The sequence below is a fragment of the Spirosoma aerophilum genome, from assembly GCF_054782495.1.
Genome location: NZ_BAAGSJ010000013.1, coordinates 1,101,309 through 1,123,234, shown reverse-complemented (window position 1 = coordinate 1,123,234; position 21,926 = coordinate 1,101,309). Strand labels below are relative to the sequence as shown.

General features: G+C 48.7%; 18 protein-coding genes. 5 read left to right on the top strand and 13 right to left on the bottom strand.

What is annotated here, in order from left to right:
- Nucleotides 1-65 precede the first annotated feature (65 nt).
- The 7 genes from ACYVK4_RS16160 to msrA all read right to left on the bottom strand — a co-directional run bounded on the left by ACYVK4_RS16160 (nucleotide 66) and on the right by msrA (nucleotide 6,988).
- The gene (locus ACYVK4_RS16160) at nucleotides 66-1,739 is read right to left on the bottom strand and encodes a S8 family serine peptidase (protein WP_461128552.1); all 1,674 of its coding nucleotides are present in this window, start codon (nucleotides 1,737-1,739) and stop codon (nucleotides 66-68) included.
- Nucleotides 1,693-2,325, bottom strand: coding sequence for a hypothetical protein (locus tag ACYVK4_RS16155; RefSeq protein ID WP_461128551.1), 633 nt, complete (start codon nucleotides 2,323-2,325; stop codon nucleotides 1,693-1,695). The genes ACYVK4_RS16160 and ACYVK4_RS16155 overlap by 47 nt, the downstream gene beginning before the upstream one ends.
- A gap of 149 nt (nucleotides 2,326-2,474) precedes the next feature.
- Nucleotides 2,475-2,978 carry a hypothetical protein gene (locus tag ACYVK4_RS16150; RefSeq protein WP_461128550.1) on the bottom strand — a complete coding sequence of 168 codons (504 nt, stop codon included), beginning with the start codon at nucleotides 2,976-2,978 and terminating at the stop codon, nucleotides 2,475-2,477.
- Between the two features lie 142 nt (nucleotides 2,979-3,120).
- Nucleotides 3,121-4,179 (bottom strand): hypothetical protein, encoded by a 1,059-nt coding sequence (locus ACYVK4_RS16145; protein WP_461128549.1) that lies wholly within the window; start codon nucleotides 4,177-4,179, stop codon nucleotides 3,121-3,123.
- A 104-nt stretch (nucleotides 4,180-4,283) separates the two neighbouring features.
- On the bottom strand, nucleotides 4,284-5,297 hold the full coding sequence (locus tag ACYVK4_RS16140; RefSeq protein ID WP_461128548.1) for a hypothetical protein: 1,014 nt from the start codon (nucleotides 5,295-5,297) through the stop codon (nucleotides 4,284-4,286).
- Nucleotides 5,298-5,399: 102 nt separating this feature from the next.
- Nucleotides 5,400-6,119 (bottom strand): hypothetical protein, encoded by a 720-nt coding sequence (locus ACYVK4_RS16135; protein WP_461128547.1) that lies wholly within the window; start codon nucleotides 6,117-6,119, stop codon nucleotides 5,400-5,402.
- 179 nt (nucleotides 6,120-6,298) lie between these two features.
- Nucleotides 6,299-6,988, bottom strand: coding sequence for a peptide-methionine (S)-S-oxide reductase MsrA (msrA, locus tag ACYVK4_RS16130; protein ID WP_461128546.1), 690 nt, complete (start codon nucleotides 6,986-6,988; stop codon nucleotides 6,299-6,301).
- A 187-nt stretch (nucleotides 6,989-7,175) separates the two neighbouring features.
- On the opposite strand from msrA, the gene ACYVK4_RS16125 reads away from it, so the two are divergent.
- A complete protein-coding gene (locus ACYVK4_RS16125) occupies nucleotides 7,176-7,772 on the top strand; it encodes a MiaE family protein (RefSeq protein ID WP_461128545.1) in 597 nt (198 codons plus the stop codon).
- A 250-nt stretch (nucleotides 7,773-8,022) separates the two neighbouring features.
- Nucleotides 8,023-11,133 (top strand): PD-(D/E)XK nuclease family protein, encoded by a 3,111-nt coding sequence (locus ACYVK4_RS16120; protein ID WP_461128544.1) that lies wholly within the window; start codon nucleotides 8,023-8,025, stop codon nucleotides 11,131-11,133.
- 569 nt (nucleotides 11,134-11,702) lie between these two features.
- Here ACYVK4_RS16120 and ACYVK4_RS16115 read toward each other — a convergent pair.
- The 3 genes from ACYVK4_RS16115 to ACYVK4_RS16105 all read right to left on the bottom strand — a co-directional run bounded on the left by ACYVK4_RS16115 (nucleotide 11,703) and on the right by ACYVK4_RS16105 (nucleotide 15,656).
- Nucleotides 11,703-12,713, bottom strand: a complete 1,011-nt coding sequence (locus ACYVK4_RS16115) for a cation diffusion facilitator family transporter (protein ID WP_461128543.1) — start codon at nucleotides 12,711-12,713, stop codon at nucleotides 11,703-11,705.
- A 188-nt stretch (nucleotides 12,714-12,901) separates the two neighbouring features.
- Nucleotides 12,902-14,713: a M61 family metallopeptidase gene (locus ACYVK4_RS16110; protein WP_461128542.1), complete on the bottom strand. Its 1,812-nt coding sequence runs from the start codon at nucleotides 14,711-14,713 to the stop codon at nucleotides 12,902-12,904.
- Nucleotides 14,714-14,822: 109 nt separating this feature from the next.
- The gene (locus ACYVK4_RS16105) at nucleotides 14,823-15,656 is read right to left on the bottom strand and encodes an alpha/beta hydrolase (RefSeq protein ID WP_461128541.1); all 834 of its coding nucleotides are present in this window, start codon (nucleotides 15,654-15,656) and stop codon (nucleotides 14,823-14,825) included.
- A 292-nt stretch (nucleotides 15,657-15,948) separates the two neighbouring features.
- Between ACYVK4_RS16105 and ACYVK4_RS16100 the strand changes: the two genes are divergently transcribed.
- Both ACYVK4_RS16100 and ACYVK4_RS16095 read left to right on the top strand, forming a co-directional pair.
- Nucleotides 15,949-16,497, top strand: a complete 549-nt coding sequence (locus ACYVK4_RS16100; protein ID WP_461128540.1) for an NUDIX domain-containing protein — start codon at nucleotides 15,949-15,951, stop codon at nucleotides 16,495-16,497.
- A 96-nt stretch (nucleotides 16,498-16,593) separates the two neighbouring features.
- Nucleotides 16,594-17,232: a LysE family translocator gene (locus tag ACYVK4_RS16095; protein ID WP_461128539.1), complete on the top strand. Its 639-nt coding sequence runs from the start codon at nucleotides 16,594-16,596 to the stop codon at nucleotides 17,230-17,232.
- An 80-nt stretch (nucleotides 17,233-17,312) separates the two neighbouring features.
- On the opposite strand, the gene ACYVK4_RS16090 is transcribed toward ACYVK4_RS16095, so the two are convergent.
- The 3 genes from ACYVK4_RS16090 to ACYVK4_RS16080 all read right to left on the bottom strand — a co-directional run bounded on the left by ACYVK4_RS16090 (nucleotide 17,313) and on the right by ACYVK4_RS16080 (nucleotide 20,770).
- Nucleotides 17,313-18,857 carry a GH3 family acyl-acid amido synthetase gene (locus ACYVK4_RS16090; protein WP_461128538.1) on the bottom strand — a complete coding sequence of 515 codons (1,545 nt, stop codon included), beginning with the start codon at nucleotides 18,855-18,857 and terminating at the stop codon, nucleotides 17,313-17,315.
- 114 nt (nucleotides 18,858-18,971) lie between these two features.
- Nucleotides 18,972-19,748 carry a 5'/3'-nucleotidase SurE gene (gene surE / locus ACYVK4_RS16085; RefSeq protein ID WP_461128537.1) on the bottom strand — a complete coding sequence of 259 codons (777 nt, stop codon included), beginning with the start codon at nucleotides 19,746-19,748 and terminating at the stop codon, nucleotides 18,972-18,974.
- A 176-nt stretch (nucleotides 19,749-19,924) separates the two neighbouring features.
- Complete coding sequence (locus ACYVK4_RS16080) at nucleotides 19,925-20,770, bottom strand: AraC family transcriptional regulator (RefSeq protein WP_461128536.1); 846 nt, start codon at nucleotides 20,768-20,770, stop codon at nucleotides 19,925-19,927.
- Between the two features lie 156 nt (nucleotides 20,771-20,926).
- On the opposite strand from ACYVK4_RS16080, the gene ACYVK4_RS16075 reads away from it, so the two are divergent.
- A complete protein-coding gene (locus tag ACYVK4_RS16075; RefSeq protein WP_461128535.1) occupies nucleotides 20,927-21,913 on the top strand; it encodes a phytanoyl-CoA dioxygenase family protein in 987 nt (328 codons plus the stop codon).
- Nucleotides 21,914-21,926: the final 13 nt, after the last annotated feature.

Sequence of the window (21,926 nt, the reverse complement as noted above, 5' to 3'; positions counted from 1 at the left end):
TTCATAAAGGGATTGATTTTTTAGCTTCTGACTGGCTGAAGTGAGCCGAAGACCATCACCCTGAATTATTGTTTAATCAGTTTTACCGTTCGTCGTTTATCGCCGGAAACCAGCGTCATGATATACAGGCCTGCCGATAAATTCAAGTCGGGCAGGGTGAAGGCACTTTGGCCGGGAAAGGTATATTGACGCTGCCAAACCACCCGGCCCGCTGCGTTGGTTAACGTGGCATCAATGGGCGTGTTGGGATCAATGTCACCCCAGAGAACCCCAACCGGAGCACTGTCAGTAAAGGGGTTCGGGTAGATCAGTAGCTTTCCGAACGCATCAGAAATAACAGAGGCTCGCTCGAAATTAGGAATGCCATACCCCAGCTGGCTATCGGGACTGCCATACTGACTCCCCGACTGCCGAAGCGCCTGGGTGACCTGGGCGGCTGTTAATGTAGGGTGTGCCTGCCAGAAGCCAGCCGCTAAACCGGCTACCAATGGTGTCGCGAAAGAGGTTCCATTGCCGGATACGATCGAACCGCCCGGACTTCCAATAATCGTTCCTTGCCCACGAGCGGCCAGATCCGGTTTCACCCGGCCATCGGCCGACGGCCCAAACGAACTGAACGATGCCCGAACGCCCGCTTGTGTAACCGCTCCAATGGCCAGCACCGCGGAGGCATCTGAAGGGGCCGATAAGTAACGCCAGGCGCTGTTGCCTTCATTGCCAGCGGCCACAACCACAACCATGCCGGTTTGGGTGGCTATTTGTGCCGCCCGGCTCGACAGGGCGGTTTTGCCATCCATATTCTGGTATGTGTAGCTAGTGGTAGCGTCATCAAATTCAGTGTAGCCCAAAGAGGAACTGATGACATCAACACCGGTACTATCAGCATATTCGGCACCTAATAACCAGTTGGCTTCTTCAATTTGCTTTTCAGTTGCGGCATCTTCTGTGCGAAGCAGGATGAACGACGCTTTGTATGCGGTACCATACAGTTGCTTGTCGGCGGTAGCCGCTATGGCCGATAAGCACGAAAGTCCGTGCGAATCATCTTCGTATACACTCGTTTCCTTTTTAACAAAATCGTAGGTGGCTACTATCCGTTTCTCGTCAAAGAGCGGTTTCAGAAAGTTGACTTTGTTGGCGTTCTGATACCCGGCGTCAAGCACACCAATAAGCATGCCTTCGCCATGATAACCCTGCTGGTGCATTTGGTCGACGCCTAGCTGAGTGATCTGGGTCTGAGAACTCCCGTAATCTAAAGGAAGGTCAGTTTCACCCGCAGATGACTGAAACTTACCAATCGATTTGCGCTGACTTTCAGCGCTCTGGCGGGCACTGGCCAGCGAACGGCCAAATTCAAGGCCTTTCACAATAGGGAGTTTCTGGATGGCCGCAATAGTTGATTCGGTGGCTTCGATCAGGACAGCATTGAGCCAGCGTGATGTAAACCAGATTTTGGCCCCTGCCTGTTTAAGCTGCGCGACGTAGGTTGGATTGACCGGTAGATCGCGCTCCTGAAGCGGAATGTTCTGTTTCTGCCGACGCAACACCGATCTCGGCGAGAGGAATTGCTCGGGTTGGTTTAGGCTATAAGGGGAATTTGCTTTGTCGCGCAGCAACACGAGGTATTTGCGCGTTGTTTGCCCAAATCCCGTTAACTGGCAGAAAATTAACAGCACCAGAAGCAAGCCACGTTTATTCCTTTCCAATTGTCTTAATGCGATAAATCTGTCGAAAGCCATACTCAATCTGATTTTTCCCGATACAAGCCGGGGTGTCGGTGCAAAAGTGGAGATCGGTGCGTTCTTTATAGATCAACCCGATTTGCCGGGCGTAAACATCCAATCGTTTCTCCTGAGCCACCAGGGTTGAATCATCCCGGCCAACCACCGATACGGTCTCACTGAACTCTTTATTCAATACGTTAAATGTCTGTCCAACGTTGCGTAGCTCAACGTTGGACAGACCGGATAAATTATATCGATTTTCATTCCACTGTTGCCCATGGGCAATGGGCAACAGTAGTTTAACAATATCTTTACCGTTTTCGACCCGAATCCCCTCATTGCCAATTAACCGAGCCGACCAAATTGAATCTGACTGCCAGGGTTGAGTCTCATTTGTTCGACGAGTGCGAATGAGTTTATAAGCGGTTTGCCCGGCTACATTGGTGTAGGCCGGGCCTGTGGTTTCTTTTACCTGAAATGTTCGAAGGGTGGGGGTTGCGTTCGAGGAATAAAGGCTCTCCTGAACATCATAAATAATATATCGGCCTGTCTCCAGCGGAAAGAAACTGTAGTCTGGCTCAGGTAACGCATCAGGGATCAATCGACAGCTGCAGAGAGCGGTCAATAGTACGAACAGAATTAAAATAAAACGGACTATCACGTGTATGGTCTACGAGCCATGGTAAAATGACCTTCATTAGGCAAATTTCTGTATGAGAGTGCCTTATGGACATGGTCAGAGAGTAGAACTCAGAAAATTCGGCTCCAGGCAAAGCGGATGATCAGCAGCAGGCCAATGAAACCGATAACAATATACGTAAAAGGTACATACGTAATGGCATAGATGCGGGTGCGGTCAATGAACCACAAAATACCCATCACAGCCGCAATCAGTGTCAGAAAACTAGATAGCTTACCGAAACCGGGAATATAAGCAAAGGGTATTTTTCGTTTAATGAGTAGGAGCGTCGCTACCATTGTCAGGATGGGAAGCACTTGAAGTGCCAGATTCATGTCCCATATACTTTGCCGCTCAAATAGAAACAGATAGACATTTAACGTAAAAGCGAAGATGCCGGGAATGCAGGCCAGATAGACAAGGACAGCATAGATGTATCGCCATTTCCAGATATCTTCGGCGGTATTGCCGGACCATACATTAACTAAAAAAGCTCCTGCCGGGATCGCCGACAGGAGCAAAAATAATAGAATAGGCTGGCCCGATAAGGCCTCAAATACATCTCGGAGTGTCATAATGGGTGGTAAGGGAAGAAGTCGGTAAGTCAGTAAGCGGCTTCGCCTAAATCGGTCAGTTGTGGATCGATGAAAATTATACTACTGTATCAATCACGTACTGACTGACCGACTTGGGCGAAGCTGCTTGTTATCAGACGAACTATTTCAATGTCAACAGATAACCGATTGTGAAGTTGGCGTCCCAGTCAAATACAAACTGGTTGCAGCCGGTTGCTTCGGCGATGGATCTGTAGATGTTCAAACCGGCTTTCGACTTGGCGCTTTCCAGTTTATAGGCCGAAGGCGCGTCGAGAACCGTGTAACGCTCTTTGTCTTTACGAACCGCTTTGGCCAGCTCAAACGGGACACCCCCGATGATAAAGCAGGTTTTGCGATGATCGGATGGTACTTGTTTCGCCTTGGCTTTCACTTCCGTTGCTACGACGTCATCGCTGGTCCCATTCCCATAATATTTCGCTCCGTAGGTTTCAAGGGCCTTTACCGACTCGCCCTCTTTCCAGGAAATCTTGGTGTTGCCGGAGCCAATATCAGTCACAAAGGAATTGCCAGCATACTCGGCGGGAAGTACCGCCTGCAAAGCCAGCGAGCCTTCCTTTTCGGGTGTTACCGTGTTTACGAAATAGTTAAGGGATTTGAGAACATTGATGATCTTTTGGGTTCCCTCTGCCTTTACCGCCCCTGAACTGACAACAAAATGGATGTTCCGGCCACCTACGCCAAAATCGAGCATTTTGCCAATGTAGCTTTTCAAGCCCGTCCGAATATCCTGATCACTGGCCATATTTTCCATAACAAGACTGTTACCAAATTCAGCCTTCTCCAGTTTCCAGCGTTTCTGGTCATCAATTCGGACAATGAACGAGTTGAAGCCACTGGCTCCCAGTTCAACAACGCCCTTAAGCTGACCGTTTTGCGGCTCGGGGGCTGTATACGTGAAACTCTGCCGGGGCTGATCGCTCGCTTCACTTTCCGACGAGCCCGAAGATGCTTCTGAGGAGGTAGCCGATGATTCTTCTACGGCTCCTTCGGCCGTTTTATTATCGGCGCGGGGCATTGTTTCCGATTCAGTATATTCCTTGTCTTTAGGTGCCAGCTTGCGTAAAGCGGCATTGCCACCAAAATAACGGAAAGCAAAGAAAGCAGCGGCCAGAATAAGTGCCGTGATGAGTAGCCGACCGGCCACGGTTAATCGTTGCATAATGAAAAGAGTGAAAGAGTGAAAGAATGAATGAGTGTAAAAGTGAATGAGTGTAAGGGCCAACGGACGTAAAGTTGTTCGTTCACGTATTCACTTTTGCGCTTTTAATCGAGCAGGTTTTTATAGCCAGCGTCTTTTTGTGGGGCCGGGCCCAGGTTCACTGTTTGGGCTGGGGCATCCAGTTGTACCATTTTGAATTCTCCTTTGTTGTACGCTTCGAGCAACGCTTCCCCCTTATCGGACAGGATACCGTTCTGAATATCGACCCCGTTGATAAAGTCCATCGAAAGATCCATGGCACGCTTCATTTCGCCGAGCTTCATGCTCATGTCATCCTGAATGTACTCCATTGACTGGTCGAAGTAAAACTTCTTGTCGGGATCTCCTTTGAAGATGCTCACTGCCGTTTTAAGGGCATTAGAGCTATCCTTAACAATTTGATATTCAGTTTCTTTAAGCCGTACTTTAATTTCGGTTTCTTTAATGATGTAATCAGCGCTCTGGTTTACTTTCTCCATGAACGCCAGTACATTTTTCATGTTCCGCTGAAGCGGCAGCAGTTTTTCGTTCATCTCCTGCAGGCCAGCGCCTTCAATGGTTGCCAGTTGGGCCGTTTCCCGCATGCCAGGTTTGTCAATCAGCGAATTAGCTTTGTTTGCTTCGGCAAATTTTTGCTTGATCGCATCATTGTTCTCATTGATTTTCTTGTTCAGCTTCACCAGTTGTCCCGCCAGAATATTAATTTGGCCCTGCATTTTCTCACGCTTCTCTCTCAGATCGTCAATGTAGATTTTCATGATCGCAATCGGGTTCAGTTGAATAACCGTACCGGTAATGCTCCGCATCATGGATTTAAAAAGGAAAAAAACGGCGGTTCGCACATCTTTGCTGGTGAACAGAAATATCAGTACGCCCAGGGCGCCCAATAGCAGAGAAAGTTCAAGGATATTGGATGTAGCCCGAATCAGGAATTCGATGATTCGGTTAAAGTAGACCAGGCCCATACCGGCCACTCCGGCCAGTACGATCATTCCCAGCACACCTTCGGGGCGGCTCCAGAATGAACGCTTTTCCACGTCCGTACTGCCGCCAAGTTTTGAAAAATCAGGAGTTGCCATTTAGTTGGTTTAAGGTTTTTTGGTTGTGATACACAGTCTTAGGTTCAGGACGCCCCTTGTTGTTGCCGAAACGACAATATGGGTAGTTTGCAGGCCATTAGCTTACTTTAAATACTGCGCCATTTTGGCGATGTCATGTTTAATCTGGTCGGCAAAGTGCGCAAACGTTGTTTCGTAATTCTGACGATTCTGCGTGATTTTGGCACTTTGCTCCGATATTTCTCCAGTTATTGCCGTTAACCGATTGGCGTTGGCATCGATCTGTTTTTGAATTTCGACTAACTGTTGCGCCAGTGCATTGTTTTCCGTTTGCAGGCGTTTCTCTTCGTTCTGCAAGCCACCCACGCGTTCAGCCAGAGCGGCTTCAACGCTTTTGCTAAATCCTTCCCGATCTTTGTTTAAGGCAGCAATATACCCATTTGCTGTGTTGGTCAGCAACCCCGCATCACTCGATCCGCCCAATGCCTTAAAGCTTGCCCAGGCGGCCTGAAACTGCTTGTCTTCGGGCAGGCCAAGGTTACCCAGGCTGCGTAGCGTCTCACGAAATTCGAAATAGTCCGGTCCCGGTGGATTGTTCTGCGCCAGAACATTGGCGAAATGCTCGGCAAACTTCTGGTCGACCGTTCCCCCTAAACTCGTTGCCGTGTTAGTGGGCATCGGTGAACTACCGGTAGCTGGCGCACTCGATGCTGGAACGGTTGCCGAAGGGCGCGGAGTAACCGTGGCCGTCGTTGGTGGCGTGCCGGTGGCGGTTCCGGGTTCCTCTTCTTTAACGAAAAAGCTTAGAATTTTACGACCAATTGATTTGTCAGGTTCTGCCATAGTTGTCTGTTGTTGCAGGGGCACCCGTTTTTGTGTGTCCCGTCCGTGAAAGACTGAACAATGTTACGAGGTTCCTATCATTCCTACAATACCAGATTTGGCCGAACGGTTACCGGACTTGACAAAATGCTACTGGGCGGGACGATTTACATGAGCAGGCATCTACTATACGATCACCATTATTTCAGCCAGTCTTCCATCCGCTCCTTAAATGCATCGACTTTGGGCGCCGAAACGAGGTGGATGTACATGTTGTAGGGATTTTGGCGGTAATAGTTCTGATGATACCCTTCAGCCGGGTAAAAGGCCTGGAAGGGCTCCACCTGGGTTACAACCCGCCCCTGATGATGGCCGGACGTATTTTCACGCTGAATGGCCGCGTCAATACGGGATTTCTCAGCGGGGCTTCGGTAAAAAGCCACGGATCGATAATGCCTGCCAATGTCTGGTCCCTGCCGATTCAACTGGGTAGCATCATGACCGGCAAAAAAAGCATCAAGGAGCACATCGTACGAAATAACCGTCGAATCATAATAAACCTGAACCGCTTCGGCATGACCCGTTTGGTCGGTGCCCACCTGCTCATACGTTGGGAAAGCTAAATCACCCCCGGCATATCCGGAGACGGCTTCCCGCACGCCCTTCAAGGACTTCATTTCTTCCTGAACGGCCCAGAAACAACCACCGGCAAATGTGGCTACTGCTTCGCCAGGTTTAGGTGTTGGGAGTTTAACGGGCTTGACATCCATAACCGTACTGGTTTTCGATGCTTCGTGGTGCTGCCCGCAGCCTGCCACGATCAGGCAGCTAACCAATAGCCAACCAGCCATTAGCCGGGGCATGCGTCGAGGGTGTCTGGTTGAAGTCATTTGATTATTAACAACGAAATAGGCTACGGGATTCCTGGTATTCGTCATTTGCTGGATAATAAAAACAAAAACCACTGTTCAGTACCTGGCGTGGCTGTATGTCTGGAAGGGTTAGTCGGTTGTAAGAAATGGCGTGCCTATATTTGTAAAACAGACCCTATTCTTTTCTGACTAACCTTTGTGCCTTATGTCGCTTACGACCTTAGGTCTTGAACTCCCTACCGATCCACGCTGGGTAAATATTGCCGAAATGAATATCGGCGAAATCCTGATTGACCATGCGTGGTGTGAGCAGAAAGCAGCTTCGTCCTGCATTTCGCTCATTGTCATGTACACCGATAAAGTTGAATTAGTAGAAACGCTTACGCCTATCGTTACTGAGGAGTGGGGCCACTTTCAACGGGTGTTAAAAGAACTGCGCAAGCGAAACATCAAACTCGGAAGGCAGCGGAAAGACGATTATGTCAATCAACTGCGGTCACGTCTTCGGCGTTCCATTGGCGAACAGAACGAACAGATGATGGACAACCTGCTCATCAATGCCCTGATTGAAGCACGAAGCTGTGAGCGATTCAAACTTTTATCCGAAAATCTGGCCGATGAAAGCTTGCAGAAATTTTACCGGGAATTAATGATCTCGGAAGCGGGTCATTACCGCACGTTTATCGAATTAGCGGAATTATACCTTCCCGCAAGTCGGGTGCGCGACCGGTGGAAGGAGTTTCTGGCCGTGGAGGCAGATATTATGGCAACAATCGCTGTGCGGGGCGACCGAATGCATTGATACATAGGGTTTAATTATATAAACGCTTTTTTTATTAAGGTTTAACGTTCCATCCATGGATTGGGCCGATAGAAACGACAGTGGCAGCTTCGCCCCAATCAATTTAATGCTCCCGCCAATTGTTATGACGGATAGGGCTCAAATCCATCTGTAATCCATTAACTTTGATAACAGCAAAAACCAGTTGGTATGCCAGCTTCTGGTTAAAACGGGGCCATGATGGCTAACCGACGTTAATAACAGAAATAACTTGACTTTCCTTCAACAAACAGCCCAGCGAATTTTCGAGGCCCATGGTCCGAGCCTGAACGACGTTTGGGTCATATTGCCTACCCGCCGGGCTGTGTCGACATTTTTAGACGAACTGGCGTCCCTTTCAGATCGGCCGTTTCTGGCTCCTCATGCCCTCGCCGTCGACGATTTTATTACCCAGGCAGCGGGTGTTCAACTCATCGATTCGGTGAGCTTACTCTTTGAACTTTACGATGTTTTTAAAGAGATAGATCCGCTGGTTGAATTTGAACAGTTCATTGGCTGGGCGTCGATACTACTGTCTGACTTTGATCGGATTGATCAGTACCTCATTGAACCAAACGAATTATTCAGCTACCTCACTGCTGCCAAACGGATTGAGCAGTGGAATATGGATCTTCCGCCCAATGCGAAGCCCATCACCGAAACCCCCGGTACGACCCGTTATTTTAAGCTCTTCGAAAATCTGCAAACGGCTTACCATGCCCTGCATGAACGGTTGAACGACCAGCATCTGGCGTATCGGGGAATGGCCTACCGGTTGCTCGCTCAAAACGTAGAATCGCTGATTCGGGATAATCTGGCTTATGAGCGGGTGTATTTTGTGGGGTTCAATGCCCTCAGCCGGGCCGAAGAACACATCATCAGAATTTTGGTCGATGCGCAGAAAGCTGAACTGATCTGGGATGCCGATCTGTATTACATGAACGACTGGCGTCAGGAAGCGGGTGAATTTCTGCGCCGGTACAAAGACAATGGCTGGTTTTTTTCTAAGCAAAACCACGAAGACCTGGCCCGCCAGTCCAACAACCTGCTCGGCTCCGGGAAAAACATCCGGGTGGTTGGCGTACCCAACGCCAGTATGCAGACTAAAGTGGCCGGTAAGATATACAGCGAGTGGCAAAAGGAAGCGGGGCAACGAGATCAGGTGGTTTCTAGGGCGAGACCCCCCAAAACCGCTATTGTGCTTGCCGACGAAACCCTGCTGGTACCCGTACTGTATGCACTGGATGAAGATGTTACCGATTTAAACGTTACGATGGGGCTGTCCCTTCGGTCGTCGTTGATGTTTACGCTGGTCGATACGTTGTTCGAGATGCAGCGGACCGTCCATGAGTTTAGAACGAAGGACGGGCGCGATCTGAAGATTCCCAAGTTTCACCATCGCCATGTCGTAAAGCTGCTGAATCACCCCTTTCTGAAGCAATATGAGCGTATTCGGGGACTTACGTGGCCAGGTGAAATACTGCCAACGGGGGAAGTTCTGCCTCCCGAGCCGCTCTTTCAGTGGATTGCCAAAGAAATTGTCAGGAATCAGCGGGTTTATCTAACGGAGAAAGAAATCAGAGAGTTGGGGCAGAACGATCCGCTTGTTCAGGTGCTGTTCACTCGCTGGCCCAATGAGGAGCCAATGAAGGCAATTCATGCCTTTTACGAGCTGATTGAACTGCTCCGTGACGTGTATCGGGCCAGTCAGGATGCCATCGAAATCGAATACCTGTACCTGTTTTTTACGCTGCTGAAACAACTGGAAGCCACGCTGGAGCGACAGGGTGAGAGTGGTGGCGGACAGGGGAGAGGACCTATCCGAAGCAAGGTTCAACGTTCCGGAAGTGGGGTTTATGACCCAATTGCCCCTTCGACCGGACCTTTGCTGCAACGGGAGGGTGACGGCTCCAATATGGTTACCGTCCGTAGCTTTCGGCAGTTTCTCTATGAATTGATCCGGCAAACCAGCATTCCCTTTACGAGTGAAGGAAAGAGCCAGTTACAGATCATGGGGATGCTCGAAACACGAGCCCTGGATTTTGACCGGGTTATCATTCTTTCGGTGAACGAAGGAATTTTGCCGCAGTCGCGAAAGCTAAACTCGTTGATTCCGTTTGACATTGCTTCTGAATTAAAACTGCCGACCTATCGGGAGCAGGAAGCTGTCATGGCCTATCATTTTTATCGCTTGTTGCAACGGGCCAGCGAAGTTGTTTTGCTCTACACTACGTCAACCGATGCGTATGGCAATAGCAAAGGGGAACCCAGTCGGTTTATCCGACAGCTGGAACATGAGCTGGTCCCACAGTCGAACGGGCTGGTTCGCATCAGTCACCCAACGGTTCGGTTTGGCCGGGCAGGCGAATCGGTGGAAGCGGACCTGACGCAATTAAGGGTTCCCAAAACGGAACGCATACAGGAAGATCTTATCAAGCTGCTCACCACCAAAGGCCTGTATCCGTCCTACCTGAATCAGTTTGTGAGCTGTTCGATGCGGTTCTATTTCAGCCGGATTGTGAACATCAGCGAAGAGGAAGATATAGAAGAAAAAATGGGGGCGGCTGAGTTCGGTAGCTGGCTGCACAAAGTAATGGAACGCCTTGACCTTGAATACCGCCTGGAATCGCGCCCTATTGATGAGTCGATTATTAAGAATCTCCTTGAAGAAGAATTTGCTATTTCCAACAAAGGTCGAGTTATAGAGTCGGGCATGAACCTCCTGCTCTATGAGTTGGCTCAGAAACTGATGCTCGATTTTCAAAGGCAGCAGAATGCGCTTCCGGGGTTAACGGTCATCGGTACCGAGCAGACACTCGAAACGTTTTTGACTATTCCGCTTACCGGGCGTGCTCCAATTCGGGTGCGAATTGCCGGGAAAGTAGACCGCATCGAACGGTTTGGCGATACAATTCGTATCGTGGATTATAAAACGGGTAAAGTCGATCTTTCCGAAAAAACACCCAAAGACCTAAGCGATAAGCTGCTGCATGACGGCAAAGAGGACAAGATGCGGCAATTATGGCTTTACCGGTACCTGGCCCTGAAGAACATTAGCGAACACGGGGGGTTACCAAAAGACCGGGCAAAAAAAGATATTTTCAAGGCGGATGGAATGCCCGTTGAAGCTGGGTTTTACTCGTTTCGGGACATAAACGGCGGCTTCAAAACCAACCCCGTCCGATTCGGGGAAAACGATAGTCCCCAACAATACATCGATGATTCGGAGGCTTTACTTCATCAGTTGATCCTGCAAATACTTGATCCTGAGCACCCTTTTAAAAAGACGGATCAAATTGAAACCTGTCAATTCTGTGACTATAAAGGAATTTGCGGACGCTAATTCTGTTCATTTAAGGTGCCAGCATACAAGCCCTTAACTCGTATTCTTTCATCGGAAGTTACATAAAAAAGGCTGGTCGTAGTGCGACCAGCCTTTCCTGTTTGAATACAACCTGAATTGAAAAAAGCAATTTTGGCGCTACCTCGGTAGCAGTGAAACAAAATTGGTCAATAAAAAGATTTAATTCAACTATTTTGATAAAATAAAGCGAAAATTTAATTTAACGGCGAATATTTAGGAATTATCCTTCCAAAAGATCAAAAAAGCTCAAAGGGAAGATGAGTGTTAGTAAAACACTGTCGCCCTGATCTAAGACAATAACCAGCTTCACCTTACCAAGGTAACCTGTGCTATATTTTTTATTTAATTTATTAATAGACAGGAAGTTGACTTTTGGTAGGGCGCTTGTGCGAGATTAAGCGTATTCATTACTAGAGATTACCACAAGACCAGACAGGGCCCATACTAGATCAATTCGAAAGCGTATTAATGAGGTACAAGGAAAGCCAAAGCGCCGGCAAATGAGATGCAATCCATTTACCATAAAAACCAAACTGGTTTCCCTGACCTTAACTGGCTTCTGGGGTATTGAGGGGCACAAAATGCTTCTGGTTCAGAGGTAAGTTCTCAGCGTTCCAGTCAACATCGTTAACAAAGGCAAATGCCCGAACGGGGCAGTTGGTTACCCGGCAATAGTGGCAGCATTCATTAACACAGGGATCTGTATGGACAAAGATTTCAACTTCGCCCGTAAAGCCATCTTTTAAGGTATCCTCAAAATGATGAACCTCTTCGTGTACCTGTCCCAACTGCCAGTAGTAAGGGAGGGTTAAATGGCAGTCGATGTGTAAATCAGCTCCGTATTTCTGAACCCTGAGGTTATGGACATCAATCCAGTTGCGATCCTTATGAACATTCAGAAGGTTGACCACCCGGTGCAATGTTGGCACATCAGCTTCATCCATCAGGCGGGCCACGGACTGGCGGGTGATCTGGAACCCGTTATAAATAATCACAATCGACAAAATAACCGACAGACTGCTGTCAATCCAGTGTTTGCCGGTGAGCCCAACCAGCGCCACCCCCGCCATAACCACGACACTGCTAAAGGTATCGGTGAGCAGGTGCTTGCCGTCGGCGGTGAGGGCGGCCGAATCCGTTTGACGACCGGAACGCACGAGCATCCAGCCAACAAAGGCATTCGCCAGCGCTGTGATGCCGATCAATGCAAAACCCCAATCGAGGTTGGAGAGAGTTTTGGGTTCAAAAAAACTGAGAATAGACTGCCAGAGGATGACCAAACCTGCAGAGAGAATCATGGCCCCTTCAAATCCTGAGGACAAAAATTCAATTTTTCCGTGCCCGTACGGATGGTTCAGGTCACGGGGTTGCCCCGCCAGATAGATGCTGTAAAAGGCAAACCCACTGGCAATTACATTGACGATGGATTCGACGGCATCGCTCAGAATAGCAGTCGAATAAGTCAGAAAGTAAGCCGTAAACTTTATGGCCAGAAGCGTAATGCTCAGTCCAAGCGAGATGCCCATCCATCGGTATTTCGTTTGTTGACTGGCACTCATAAAGGCTTAGAATTAGATTGGGGATGGCAAAAGTAACGATTTACCGGCGGTTTCTTCGTGTCAATGCCCGAAATAGCGCCGGTTGAGTGGTTTTCAAAGAATCGGGTGGTCTAGCTTTTTAAACGTAATAGGTAAGCTGACAGGTGGTCAACCGGAAGAAGGACCTGTCAATAGGGTACAGTCGGCCACTACTTTTTCTCCAGCCAGTTGGCACGGAATTGTTTCCTATCGGAAGAAAGTGCCTGACCATTGCTTTCAACCAACTGCACCGAAAAGGCCGGGTTTTCTTCGAGCGTAACCGATGCGGTTTTTGTAATACCCCGATGGCTATACACCATTGATACAGTATCGCCTGGCTTATGGTTGTTAAGCGCCATTATCATATCATTGACTTTCGTCACCACCTGACCATCCAGTGATGTAATCACATCATCTATATCTACCCCTATTTTGTATAATGGCGTATCCCGAATGGTGTTGGATGTGATCTGCAGTCCCTTGTCGGTTTCGGCATAGCGAACATTACCCACCCAGGCTTTCCCCTCCATCGTTTTTTTGATGGTCATGCCTGCTTTGGCCAGTAACGAAGTATAGTCAATTGGCTCATGGCCGTAAACGTATTTGCTGAAGAACGATTTGGCAAAATCAGGGGTAGTCAAACTAGCCAGTACAGTTTGCAGCCCATCAACTGTATACGGTTGTTCCGGTTTGCCGAAGCGCTTCCAAATGGCTTGCATGTATTGATCGAGTGACTGGTTCCGCTGTCGTAACTCGAGGTCCAGCGCCAGGGCTACGGCCGCCCCGTAGGTGTAATAGGAGGTGAACATATTCCCGTAATTCGTCCGGTCGATGGAAACACCCGCATCCACAAAAACGGCATGGCAACTGGCGTCGATCGGGGAATAGTACCTGCCGCCTGGTGTCGCCACTTTGCCCGCAACGATCCCTGTCAAGGTGTTTGTGTAGTCCGAAACGGGTGTAAAGCCCGCCCGAACCAGCATCAGTTCGCCGTAATATTGTGTAAATCCTTCGGCAAACCAGAGTTCGTAACTCATGTTGCTTTTCTCGAAGTTGAACGGTTCGAGCGTTTTGGGGCGGATGCGTTCGACATTCCAGCAATGGAAAAATTCATGCGCAAACACACCCAGCACAGGCTCCGGACCGGTAAAGTTAACAGGAACGGTAATCATGGTCGAATTGCGGTGTTCCATGCCGTCGCCCCGTACAAAAGGATTCAGGCTGGCCAGAAACGTGTAGTTTCCGTAATCGTAATCAGGAAATTCGCCAAAAACGGCCTTTGCCTGGTCGACAATGCGCTCAATTTTCTTCGTAAAGCCAGCCGCGGTAGAATCCGCAACCGCAGCCTCCAGGGCTACCCGAAAGGTGAGAGACTTACCGTCTGAATTGGTTCGTTTCCATTCATTGACGGCCAGCTTCCCGATTTTAGTGGGTGAATCCATGAAGTACTGCAAACCCGGAGCGGTAAACGTATACCGATCGGCAGTGGGCACCAATTGGGTGGCAACCACCCCCATGTTGTCGCTGGGAAGCGTGAATTTTACCTCAATGGGCTGTTTGTCGAAGCCCTTCACCCACATGAAGGTAGCGGGCATATTCAGGTGAATACTCTGCGGGTCAATGCCCATGTAGGTGCCGTCAGGGTAATTGCCATAAAGGGTATAGGTTATGCTGACTGTACCCTTGTGGGAGGGAACGGTGTAGACGTCTCCTTCGGTACGGATCAGGGTCAGCGGTTTGTTCTGTTCATCGGATGCCCGAACATTATATACATTCTTGCCGAATTCGTGGGTGGCGTACCGTCCCGGCGATGAACGACTCATGCGGAAGGTGGCTGTTTGTTTGGGCAGTTGTGTAACCGTTAGACGTATCTCGGCTTCGTGGTGAACGGCATTAGGAAATGAGACCTCATAACGAATCGTTTGGGCGTGAAGGGAATGGAGGAAGAAGAGCGTAATGAGGGATATGCCGAAAAATTTCATGTTGATAAAGTATATAAATAATAGGGTTTGGATTTGGGCATGTACCCCGGTTACGTTGAGTATAAAGGGAAACGGTGGTGAGACAAAGCCCACGTCAAGTTAACTGGAACTACTTTTTAAACGATTCAAATGCTTTGTAAACAGCCAGGTGGAGAATGGTCGCGTGGTTCTCGTTTGTAAAGTGGTGGAAGTTAACGGAAAATGGTTTGCCAGCGTCTTGCTTGAGAATGGTCACCAAACGATCGACATCATTCGCCATAATTTTTCCCTCGTTTCCGACGCCAACAAATGCCGTTATTTTCTGTCTGAAATCCGGCTGTAAAAACGCGGGCTTGACGGTTAGCAATGATTCATCATCCCACCATAGACTGGGGCTGATAATTACGTATTGGTTAAATAACCAGGGTTTTTTGAATAAGATTTCGGTCGCTAACAAACCGCCCAGCGATTGACCGATGATCATCCGGTTTGGATTAGTGCTGTACTTTTTTCGAATGAACGGTTGAAGTTCATTTTCTATAAAAGCAATGAATTTTGTGGAATGACCCGTCGTTGGAAAGTCCTTTTTATCCTTCTCGATGGTCGTTGGATACGTGAAATCCCGTCTTCTGTCCACATTGGAAATGCCGACAACAATGGATTTGGGTAATAGATTAACCCATGAAAAGTTGGCATATTGAACCAGGCCACTTATATGAATAAAATCCTCATCGGCGGAGCCGTCCAGTAGGAAGATGACCGGATAGTTAGCGAGGGAGTCTTTCGAATAGCCGTCGGGCAGGTAAATATTCAGGGTTCGAGTTTCGCCTAATTCCTTTGAGGAGATGGTTTCAATCAGTCCTAACTCAAACGGCTTCGTCGTGCTGGCTGGTTTATTTTTCTGCCCCTGCGTTAAAAGGGCACATCCGATAAAAAGACAGGTTAAAACTAGTTTTTGATACATTAAAAGTGGCCAGATTGGGTATTTGCCCGAAGATAAGCGATTTCGGGCACGCGTTGTTAAACCGATATGGGCTTTTAGTTTGTTGACCGTAAATTACCGAAAGCGTCCGACTGTTTGGGTCACCATATAAATCTTGCAGAAAATGACGAAAGGTTAAAAGCAGGAGATTTTCGCCGGGTTTGGCTGAAAGGTAATAACTTAGCGGCCTTTTGGAGGAAATGATCGGTTCCTGCATCTTGGAAGCCGTCACTGATTTACTGCATTTCTCCGGCAAATGAACAGATTCGTTTTTATGAACTCAACTGAAAACCCCTGGCAGACACTCAATTCAGCAGTCAAATATGAAAACCCGTGGATGGCGATCCGCCACGAAGAGGTAATTACCCCGGCAGGCACGCCCGGTATTTATGGCGTCGTTAGCTTCAAGAACAAGGCAGTTGGCGTAATTCCCATTGACGAAGCGGGCAACACGTACCTTGTGGGGCAATATCGCTACCCACTGAATGAGTATTCCTGGGAAATTCCCGAAGGCGGTTCGCCACTGGGTACCGACCCACTGGAATCGGCCAAACGGGAGCTGAAAGAGGAAACGGGCCTGGAGGCCGCAACCTGGACGAAAATTGCCCGAATTCATACTTCCAATTCCGCCACCGACGAAGAAGGTTTCCTGTATATAGCCGAAGGGCTTACGGAAGGTGAGCATGCTCCCGAAGAAACGGAAGATCTGCGTCTCTGGAAACTGCCCCTTGCCGAAGCCGTTGACATGGCCATGACCAGCAAAATCACGGATTCGCTTAGTGTAAGTGGCTTATTAATTGTTGCCCGGCTGCGGGGAATCTAAACACCGGTTTCAGTTTATGGTTTACAGGTAATGGTTTATGGCAAACCGACCTGGATGCGATAGCTGTAAAAATTTAACTATAAATCATAATTACCTGTGTTTTTACCCATTTTATTTGGCTTCCTGGTTGGCGTTGCTCTTTGCCTGACATTTGGAACGGTGTTTTTTGCCTTGATCCAGAATAGTGTCGACAATGGGTTTCGTTCAGGCATGAAGATTGTATTCGGCGTGATAACGGGCGACACCCTGTTTGTGCTGGCTGCCTTACTAGGCACAGCCTTTATTCCGAAAGTGCAGGGGTTTGAAAATATTATGGCCGCAATTGGCGTGATTTTTCTGGTCGCGATGGGTCTGGTAAACATCTTGAAAGGAACGCCCCGGCTGGCTTACCCTAAAACACGATTCGGAAATTTCGTTTATTATTTCACGACCGGTTTTTTTCTGAACGCGCTGAATCCCGTCAACTTTGTGTCGTGGGTGGCAATCGTTGCCTATATTCGCTCACACCTGCATTACAACATGGCTCAGCAATACGGGTTTATGGCGGCTGCACTGGTGGGCGTTTTTGCCACTGAATCGGCGCTGGCGTACTACGCCAACCGGCTCAAACGACTTTTTACACCACGGGTCGTACTCATTTTCAACCGCACAACCGGAGTCGTTTTTCTCATCGGAGCCGCCAACATAGCCTATACCCGATTGCTCGAGCCCCTTTCCAGGGCATTGAATTGGTAAGGAGGGATTTTGGATGTAACATGTTGGGTGTATGATTAGGTTACCACGAATGGCCTATATCATACACCCAACATCATATATCATACAGCAGTTAAAAAACGCTCCCACTCGGCGATCATGCCTTTTTTCAGAACGCGGGGAAATTTATTCTGGCCACCCATTTTTCCTCGGGATTCCATCCAGTCATAAAACGTTTTTGTCGGCAACACGGTCACACTGATGTCTTTAAGGGCGTGCCGACGTTCAACAGCATAGTCATCGTTGAGTTCTTTAAGTTTGGCATCTAGCCGGTCACGGAGGTCGTTGGCGTTCACGTTGTCATTGGTGCCTATGTACCAGTGGTGAGCAAACAGCGTCTCGTGGGTAACACCGGCAACGGTAAACTCCCGAATGGAAATGCCCAGTTCGTCGGACACCATTTCGATTGCCTTATTCATATTGTCGACCGATAAGTGCTCCCCGCACAAACTCAGGAAGTGCTTGGTGCGGCCCGTAATGACGATCTCTGCCCGTTTCTTATCGACAAACCGGATGGTATCGCCAATGAGGTAACGCCAGGCGCCGGAACAGGTCGAGATCAGAAGCGCATATTCTTTTCCTTCCTCTACTTCATCGATCATCAGGGTTTCCGGCTTTTCGATCAGTTCGCCATCGGGAGAGAAGTTCTGCTCATTGAAAGGAATGAACTCGAAGAATAGCCCATTATTAAGCACCAGTTGCATGCCCTCGGCATCGGGATGGGTTTGGTAAGCGATAAAGCCCTCCGAAGCCAGATAGGTTTCAATATACGTGATCGGGTGTGCCAAAAGCTTCTGAAATCCCTGTCGGTAGGGTTCAAATGAAACACCCCCGTGACAAAACACCATCAGGTTCGGCCAGATGTCGTGAATGGTTTTAACATTATACCGGGCAATGATTTTCTCCATGAGCAACTGAATCCAGGCCGGAACCCCCACTACATAACCAATATCCCAACTGGCCGCCTGTTCGGTAATCTCATCCAGTTTGTGCGCCCAATCACGTTCTTGGGCAATGTCGCGGCCGGGTTTGTAGAACCGCTCAAACCAAAGCGGAATTTTACTGGCCGTAATGCCGCTCAAATCCCCTTCATAGTGCCCTTCGCGAACGTTTAGGTCGGTACTACCCCCCAGCATTAAACAACCTTTCTCATAGAGTGTCGACGGCAGGTTTTGGTATTTTCCCAGGGTAAGAATCTGCCGAATGCTGGTGCGCTGAATGGCTTTCGACATGGACTTTGTCACCGGGATGTACTTCGTGGCCGCTTCGGACGTGCCGGAGCTTAAGGCGAAGTATTTCACTTTTCCCGGCCAACTCACATTTGCTTCCCCGGCCAGTGTTTTTTTCCACCACCCATCAAACATCTTATTGTAATCATGGATGGGCACATTCTGCTTGTATTTCTGATAAAACTCACGCTCATTACCAAATTCGATGGCCCGCAGCAACTCATCAAAACGATACGCTTCGCCAAACTTTGTGAACTGTGCTTTTCGAATTAGCTTCCGAAAGACCTTCCGTTGTAACCGAAGTGCATTAAATTTCCTCAGCCGGACAACATTCGTTAACCGAATGCCATTTTTGAGCATACTTCCTAATAAAGCCATAATTATGTATGATCTAGAATGTATGATATGTCATGTAAGATGCTGGATAGGCTATAAAGTGTGTCGTGTCAACCACCGGTATATCATAGATCTTACATCCTATATCCCACATTTTTAAAGTTTCCATTCCTTCAGCTTATCCATCATAGTATAGGCCGTGAGGTCGTACTTACAGGGAACGATGGACGTATAATTCTGCGACAGGGCATACTCGTCGGTGTCTTCGGCATGCGTGTCGAAGTTGACGAAATCGCCAGCCAGCCAGAAATAGCGTCGTCCGTGCGGGTCGCGTCGTTCATCGAAGACTTCCTGCCATTTTGCATTAGCCTGCCGGCAGATGCGGATGCCTTTCAGAGGTTCTGCTGCCCGGGCCGGGAAGTTGACGTTCAACGCTGTGCCGCGTTCCATACCCCGTTCAAGAACGGTACGGGCAATGGTCAGGATATGCTCATGAGCATGTGAGAAATCGGGTTGCTGGGTAAAGTCGCCCAACGAAAAACCAATAGCCGGAATGCCCTCGATAGCCGCTTCGATAGCGGCCGACATCGTCCCGGAATATAAGACACTGATGGAAGAATTACTGCCATGATTGATTCCGCTCACCACCAGGTCGGGGGAGCGATCCTTCAGGATGTGATTCTTGGCCAGCTTTACACAATCGGCCGGAGTGCCCGAACATTCGTAGGCCGGGACGTCGTCAAAAATAGTGGAAGGATAAAGCCGGATCGGATTGGCAATCGTAATGGCGTGGCCCATACCCGACTGGGGGCTGTTGGGAGCAACGACGACAACCGAGCCGAGTTGTTTCATTAATTCAACGAGCGTGCGAATACCGTGCGCCGTAATGCCGTCGTCGTTCGTGATTAAAATCAGTGGTTTTTGCTCGGACATAAATTCAGGTTTGTCAAAGTCGTCAGGTTCGAGGTCATGTGGGTCAGGGTCTTACATACCCGGCCTACTTCACTCGATTAAACCGCGGCTTTTCTGACTGCTAAACTACACAAATACGCCTTAAGGATGGCTGAAACTTATCTTTTTAGCCGATTTGCAGGAGTAAAAACGTCTGGTCATCCCTGATGCCTTTTCTTAAATTGTAGAGGATTTTCGCCGGTTACCCGCCGGAAAATTTTGTTAAAGTAGGATAGGCTTTCAAATCCGGAAGCAAAGCAGGCGTCCGACACAGTTTTATCCCGCAACAACAATTTCTGAGCCTGGCTAATTCGGTACTGATTCAAAAACTGGGTAAACGTCAGGCGGGTCATGCGTTTAAAATAACGGCAGAAAGCGGCTTCTGTCAGGTTGGCAATGTTCGCTACTTCCAGGATCGACAGTCGACGCGTATAGTGTTCGGCAATGAATTGATTGACCCGTTTCAGTCGTTGTTGTTCGGTTAAATTATAGGTGCTTGTAGCAACTTCTCCTTTCAGGGGTTCATATTCGGTGCTGGTTGCCAGCTGGTGGAAAATGCTGAGGAGTTGCAGCAGTCGGTCAAAAGGGGGTAGCTGGGCTAACTGCTTGAGTCGTTCGCCAACGGTATGCCGGGTTTGGCCGTAAAAGGAAATACCGGAGCGGGCACGTTCAAACAAGGCCGAGATCTTTGTAAACTCGGGCGCTTGCCACAATACCTCGCCCAAAAAATTTTCTTTTAACTGAACTACCACTTTTTGATGATCGGTCTTGACACCATAATCAAAATTCAAATGGGGGATATTTGGTCCAATAAACACCAGGTCGCTACCTTCATAGCGGGAGATATGATCGCCTACATGCCGGGTGCCGTTTGCTCCTTCAATGTAAACGATCTCGTATTCGGGATGGTAGTGCCAAAGGAAAACGTCGCTCAAGCGGGGTGTTACCAGTATGTGAAAAGAACTGTCGGCGTCAGGGCTGATTTCCTCAAGGGCAACTTTCATAATTTCGTCAATTTTGCTGTGAACTACCGTAGCAAGCGCCTTTTATCGAATACAAGAGCAATATAGTGCAAAAACAGGCCAGTTTCGTCTTAACACTGCTCTTTGAAAAGGCACTAATTTTGAGTCAACAAATTCACCTAATCATCCTATTGTCTAATGGAAACGATGCAGCCGACGATGGCTCCCACCACTAGGATTCCTGACAATGCGCATAAAGACATTCCGGGAAATCCATCCACTGCTACCAGCAGTAAGCTTAAGCTGAGTGTGCGTACACCAGATAGCAAGCCCTTACGGGTCTTATCTGACGATGACTGGCAATTCTGGAAAGAGAACGGATACATCGTCATTAAACAGGCAGTGCCAAAGGAAAATGCCGAACGACTTGCCAACCTAATCTGGGAGTTTGAAGAAAAAGATCCGGCAGATCCGACCACCTGGTATGCCCCGCCCCGCGCCGAAATAAAAATGAAAGAACTGGCCAACAGTGGTATGGTCGAACTTTATAATCATCAGTTTGAGTGGGATAATCGGCAATATCCCCGAGTCTATGACGCTTTCGTTGACATCTGGGGGACGGAAAAATTATGGGTAACAATAGACCGGGCCAATCTGAATTTTCCGGTCCGACCGGGGCATGAGTTCAAGGGGTTCATCCACTGGGATTATGACCCCGAGACGCGTCCACAGAATGTGCAGGGAGTCCTGGCACTGGCTGACCAGACCGACGAGAACATGGGCGGTTTTCAATGCATACCCGAACTGTTTCGAACCTACGATACCTGGAAATTAACACAACCCGACGATCGGGATCACTTTAAACCGGATACTACGGGATTTGAGTTTGTGAAAGTAAAAATGGAAGCGGGCGATCTGCTGATATTTAACAGTACCCAACCCCACGGTATTCGCCCGAATCTGTCTAAAGACAAAGTGCGGATTGCCCAGTATATTTCGATGATGCCCGCTGAAGAAGACAACGAAGCGCTCAGGCAGTGGCGCATCATGTCTTGGCGTGACCGGCAGGCACCCGAAGGGTACGCTTTTCCCGGAGACCCGCGTAACTGGGAGAAAGAGCGTTACCAAACGGCCGACCTATCTCCACTTGGTCGTAAACTGCTGGGGATGGATACGTGGGAGTGAACGTGGTGACTGT